At 69.7% G+C, this 5,112-nt stretch carries 6 protein-coding genes and 1 pseudogene; 3 read left to right on the top strand and 4 right to left on the bottom strand.

The window, feature by feature from the left end; translation table 11 throughout:
- Positions 1-647: hypothetical protein (locus tag RIF68_RS26850; protein ID WP_309053878.1), on the bottom strand; the 647-nt coding region annotated here is incomplete at its 3' end.
- Between the two features lie 153 nt (positions 648-800).
- Between RIF68_RS26850 and RIF68_RS26855 the strand changes: the two genes are divergently transcribed.
- A complete protein-coding gene (locus RIF68_RS26855) occupies positions 801-1,622 on the top strand; it encodes a LuxR C-terminal-related transcriptional regulator (RefSeq protein WP_309053879.1) in 822 nt (273 codons plus the stop codon).
- A gap of 11 nt (positions 1,623-1,633) precedes the next feature.
- On the opposite strand, the gene RIF68_RS26860 is transcribed toward RIF68_RS26855, so the two are convergent.
- From RIF68_RS26860 to RIF68_RS26870, 3 genes are all read right to left on the bottom strand, one after another.
- Positions 1,634-2,263 carry a hypothetical protein gene (locus RIF68_RS26860; protein ID WP_309053880.1) on the bottom strand — a complete coding sequence of 210 codons (630 nt, stop codon included), beginning with the start codon at positions 2,261-2,263 and terminating at the stop codon, positions 1,634-1,636.
- A gap of 11 nt (positions 2,264-2,274) precedes the next feature.
- Positions 2,275-2,547: a hypothetical protein gene (locus RIF68_RS26865; RefSeq protein WP_309053881.1), complete on the bottom strand. Its 273-nt coding sequence runs from the start codon at positions 2,545-2,547 to the stop codon at positions 2,275-2,277.
- 80 nt (positions 2,548-2,627) lie between these two features.
- Positions 2,628-3,383 (bottom strand): hypothetical protein, encoded by a 756-nt coding sequence (locus tag RIF68_RS26870; protein ID WP_309053882.1) that lies wholly within the window; start codon positions 3,381-3,383, stop codon positions 2,628-2,630.
- 119 nt (positions 3,384-3,502) lie between these two features.
- Here RIF68_RS26870 and RIF68_RS36560 point away from each other — a divergent pair, with 119 nt between their 5' ends.
- Both RIF68_RS36560 and RIF68_RS26875 read left to right on the top strand, forming a co-directional pair.
- A complete protein-coding gene (locus RIF68_RS36560; RefSeq protein ID WP_375165747.1) occupies positions 3,503-4,123 on the top strand; it encodes a maleylpyruvate isomerase N-terminal domain-containing protein in 621 nt (206 codons plus the stop codon).
- Positions 4,124-4,705: 582 nt separating this feature from the next.
- Positions 4,706-5,112: pseudogene (locus tag RIF68_RS26875) on the top strand (IS5 family transposase); the annotation flags it as partial.

The following is a 5,112-nucleotide window of genomic DNA, read 5'->3' on the forward strand; positions in this document are numbered from 1 at the left end:
CTGGGGCCGGAAACGACGGGGACGAGGACGATTCGGCGACCGTCCAGGGCGTAGGTGTCGTTCTGCGGGTCCGGGAGCAACAGGCGGTCGTCGGTCATCCGGCAACGGCTGCTGAGCCCGGACAGTACGGTATCGGCGCAACCGCGGACCACGGCGCTGCCCACGCGCTCCGTCTCGCGTTCCAGCAGTGGCCGGGCTCGCTCCCACACTGGCACGAACGCCTGCCACACCGCCTGCACCACCTGGGCGTAGGCCCGTATCCACTGGGTGGGGCGGTCGATGACGGGGCGCCACTGTGTGGGGACCTCACCTGCGAACTCCGTCTCCAGTTCGGCCAGCAGCACGTCGGCGGACAGGTCGCGTAGTTGCTCGCACTGCGTGAGGACGTCACCTCGGGGCATGCTGGCGGTGGGTGTGACGCAGTCCGGGATGACGGAGTACCCGGGATCGAAGAGGGGGCGCAGCACCGTAGCGGCCGTGCTCGGCGCCGCGTCCAGGACCATCCGCCGCCACTGGCTCGGCACTCCGTGGCCGCGTCCACCGAAGACGTCCGCGACGAGCGACAGCACCGTCGCCCCCTGATGGTCGGCCACCGACACCCGCAAGTCGTCGAGCGTCCCGAGGTGCAGTGCCGTGTGCCCGTGCATTCCCGCCGTCCCGTTCCCGTGCCGTCCCGTCGCCCGAGTTCATTCTCGCGGAGCCCGGACCCGGTCCCGGCGGCCGCTACGCACAACTGCGTAGCGGCCGTTCCTCCTATGATGAGGAGGGGTTCGAGGCCGAGAAGGGGGCGTGGAGGCACCGTGGCACTGCAGCACCGTGACTACGAGGTCCTGCTGGCGCTCTCGGTCCACGCGTTGGAGCAGGACGGCTCCGCGTCGCCGTGGCCCACGCTGACCCGGGCGATTCGCGGGCATCTGGGCGTGGAGGCGGTGACGTTGACCGAGATCGCCCGACAGCGCAGCCGCCCGCTCGCCTGGGCGCCGGGCGCGGTCGATGACGGGCGCATCCGCGCGTTGTCACGGCGGTCCATGCGTTCCGGCAATCCGCTCATCCGTCACTACCGCGCAGCGCGCGACCCGGAGCCGCGGACCGCGGAGGACCTGACCGGTGGCGCGGGGTGGCGCAACAGCGCGGCGCGGTCGATCGCCCGGGAGTACTTCGGCGCGGAGCACGTCTTGGGCGTGCCTTGCGCCCTGCCCGCCGGACACTCCGGTGTACTGCGCGGCTGTGTCGTCTACAGCAGGACACGCTTCTCACCGGCGCAACGGGCGTTTCTGCACCGGGCGCAGCCGCTGCTGGCCGCAGTGGACGCGCACGAGCGGGCGATGGACCGGACCTTTCGGCGGGCCGGCCAGGACACGACGGACCGGGCGCGGGCCTACGGACTGACCCGGCGCGAACTAGCGGTACTGCTCCTTCTCGGCGAGGCGCTCCCGGCCAAGGGCATCGCGACACGACTGAACATCTCCGTCCGCACCGTCCAGAAGCACATTCAGAACATCTATCGCAAGCTGGGCACCAAGGACCGCGTGGATGCGGCACTGCTGGCCCAGTCGCTGGGGCTGGTGCGCCCGCGGCCCCCCTTCGGCGACCCGGGCCCGGATGTGCCAAGGATCTCGTGACGCCGCGACCGTCACCGCGGGAGGCCGACGCCTGCCTGTCGGGCACTGTGCAGCAGGTCGACGATGCCGAGCACGCCCGCGGCATCCGTGCGCCGGAAGGTACCGTCGATCACGTCGGCCACCAGGCCGGCCAGCCGCTCAATGTCGGCCTCCGCTCCGCCCCGCGCCAGGCTCAGGGCGGCGTTGAGCCGCTCCAGGCGTGCGGCCACCTTCAGCCCGTCGCCCGTTTTCCAGGGCTCCTGCAGCACCAGCCGGACCAGGTGCGCCACCTGATGGGGGCCCAGCCCGGTGGAGAGGGTGCGTATGGTGTCGATGAAGCGGGGGACGCCCCACAGCACCATGGTCGTCTCCTGCAGCCCCGTGGTGACCGTCAATTTGCGGGTGACGGCGAAGGAACTGTTGCGGACATCGACGACGGACGGCAGGAAGACACTGAAGGAGCCCCTGAGACGGTTGGCCGAGTGCGCCTTGAACACCAGTCGGTAGTTGGTCAGGAAGCAGCGCCCGCCGATGGCCTCCTTGCCGCTCATCCCGATCAGCCACATCAGGTCGTCGAACGCGAACTGGGTGAGCCCGGACTCCTTCACGTCGATCACCGCGTTGGCGTTCTTGCGCAGCACGACGTGTTCGCCGGGGAACATGCTGTCGGGCGTCAGGGACAGGAATGACACGGTCGCTCTCCACGTACTCGATCGTCACCGGGGTGCGCGTCCCCGGGGAACCAGCCGGACAGGTCGATAAAGAGACGGCGGTGCGTGTGGGCGGCCACGGCCGCGATCTCCTTCCACTGGTCCGCGGACAGGGGCGCGGCATCCAGGACTCGCCGTGTCGGCAGGTCCGAGAGCCGGAGGCACACGGCGACGGGGCCGTCCGGCCGCTCGCGGGCGAACTCCATGGTGGCGATCCATCCCCACTCCAACTTCATCCGAACACGCCACCATGGGCCGGACCCGGACCCGATCACGGCCTGCTCGACGACGAAGCCGTCCGACGCCGACGTCGCACTCACCGTGCCCGCAGCGGTGGGGGCTGTCCGGACGCCACGCGTCCATAGGCGCGCAAGCCGAGCGTCAGCGTGATCAGCAGGGCCGGCAACGAGGCCCATGCCAGCCAGGGAAAAGGTGGCCGACCGAGCGGATCGAAGCCGCTGGGTGTCAGTCCCGTCGTCACATAGGCGTCGTCGCCGACGATCCGGACGTCGACCTCGATGTTCCCCGCGGACGAGCCGATCCCGGCCAGGGAGTAGTACCCGCCGTATTCCGCCCAGGCCGCCTCGCCGAAGTAGATGTCGAGTTTGCGGTACTCGTCATCGATGACGCGATCCGGGTCCCCCCGTTCCAGCTGTCGCCAGCCGGAGCAGGTAGCCGTGGCACCGTCGGTCGCGCACTTCTGCGGCAGATCCAACCGGTCTTCTTCGCCGTACCTCATGGCGTAACCGCTGGAGTGATGGACGGCGAACGACACCCACCCGAGGACCGCGAGGGGAGCGGCCAGGGCGGCCGCCAGGACGGCAAGGCGCAGCCGTCGGCCACCCCCGTCGGCCGACGGCCGGCTCCCCTTGCGAGCCAGCGCCTGGCACAGCAGGCCCCACAGGGGACCTACCAGCAGGCACAGGAGCACCACGCCCACTCGGCCCCAGAACGGTGGACCGAGCACTCCGGCGAAACCGGCCACCGCGAGAACCGCGACCGCGGGCGCCAGCCAGTCGGCCCGCCACCCGAGCCGCTCACCAGCGCTTTCGGCTTCGTCCGGCCGACCCATGTCCCCTCGCCCCTCCCTCTTCGGGCCCGGTGGAAGGTGCCCAGGACACCTTCCCGCGCGGGAAAGCGCAGTTCAACGATTTAAATAATCGTTGAACTCCGCGGCCAGGGTGAGGAAGGGTGGAGGAAGCGATCGAGCCGACGTGCCCGAACGCCTGGCTCGCGGCTTCGCATGCCAGCTCCCCCCGTCTGGCCGCTACCGTCACCTCTCTGTCCGAAACGGACCTGAACCAGCGCTCAAAAGCCGGCGAATGGAGTATCGCGCAGGTGCTCTCCGACCTCGGCAGCGCCGCCGAGATCTCAACCGGGCTCCTCCAGCGCGGTATCGCCGGTGACGGGGCCGGACCCGCACGGGAGGATCTGGAGCCGGTGTGGAGCGATGGTGGGTCGTTGCAGGGGTTCCCGGAGGAGATATCGGACCCGACCACAGGCCCGTCCCCGGGACCACGGCATGTGGCGTTGGAGACCTACCTGGACCGTCATATCGACGGCCCGTGTGCGCCGGTTCTGCTGCCGTGCGTGAGGGGTGGTGGCCACTGGACGGGGCGCAGCATGCTCTCGCGCTGGGCGCGCTGGCCTGGCAGGTGGTGCGCACGCAGGCGTTCAGGTCCTTCGACGAGCAGGTCGGCCGGCAGGTCTTCCCAGCTTTGTGGCTTCGGAGGCAGTGGATTTGTGCGAGGACGGCTGGGGCGGCCGCTGTCGGACGTGGAGCGCTGGAGGTGTTCTTGGACTGCCCTATAGACGGCTCCCGGCCCTTCCGTGGTCGCTGACCGTGCCCGGCGCGACCGTCAGCGCAAATGGCGGCGGAAGGCCGAGGACGAGGCCCGTCTGCTGTACGGCGAGGATGGTGGCTGACGCAGCCCGGTCGGGCTGCAGCTCCAAGAAGCTCCGGTGTGCGGTTGCCTGCTGCCATGTGCAGATCAGATGGAGCCGACGCACTGCGTCAGTGCCGAGTCGTACGGTCCAGCAGTGATCTCGCGACCAACGTGCCAGGCTCAGGGCCCTTTATGATGCCGCCTTTTGCGCCGCCGGTGACCTACCAGACGACGTCCTGCGGGCACGGCCGCTGGCCGAGATTCCCCTGCTGGACGGCACACCCGTCGACGCTGTCTGGCCGCGACCCGGGCGCGCGGGGCGGTGCCTGCCTGCTGCGTGCGCGACCTGGCGGCCTCCGCGGCCGGCCGGATGCCGGGCGGGTTTACTGTGACCGTTCCAAGTCGCAACCTGACAGCACCCTGTCCATGTTGGTTGGCCGGTGCCCGCTTCGGCGGACTGAGGGCACCGGCCGCTTTCCGTCCTAGGCCGTGTCTGATAATTGATCTTGTGGTGGGTCGTGGAGAGCTGACGGATGCGGCGTGTGAGCGGATAGCGCCCCTACTGCCGGGTGTTGACGGGCGGGGTCGGCCGTGGCGGAATCATCGGCAGGTGATCAACGGGGTGTTATGGCGGTCGCGGACCGGATCTCCGCAGCGTGACCTGCCGGAACGCTACGAGCCCTGGCAGACGGTCTACGATCGGTTCGCCCGCTGGAAGGCGGACGGGACCTGGGCACGCCTGCTCGAGCAGGTGCAGGTGCACTGTGACTCGGTCGGAGCCGTGGAGTGGACCGTGTCGGTCGACTCCACGATCAACCTTCCACCAGCATGCCGCCGGCGCCCGCAAAAAGGGGCGTCGGCAGGGGACGAACTGGAAGATCCGGCATGCACGACGGCTGGCCAGGCGCTCGGACG

This window comes from Streptomyces sp., from assembly GCF_031178505.1.
Lineage (GTDB): Bacteria > Actinomycetota > Actinomycetes > Streptomycetales > Streptomycetaceae > Streptomyces > Streptomyces gulbargensis.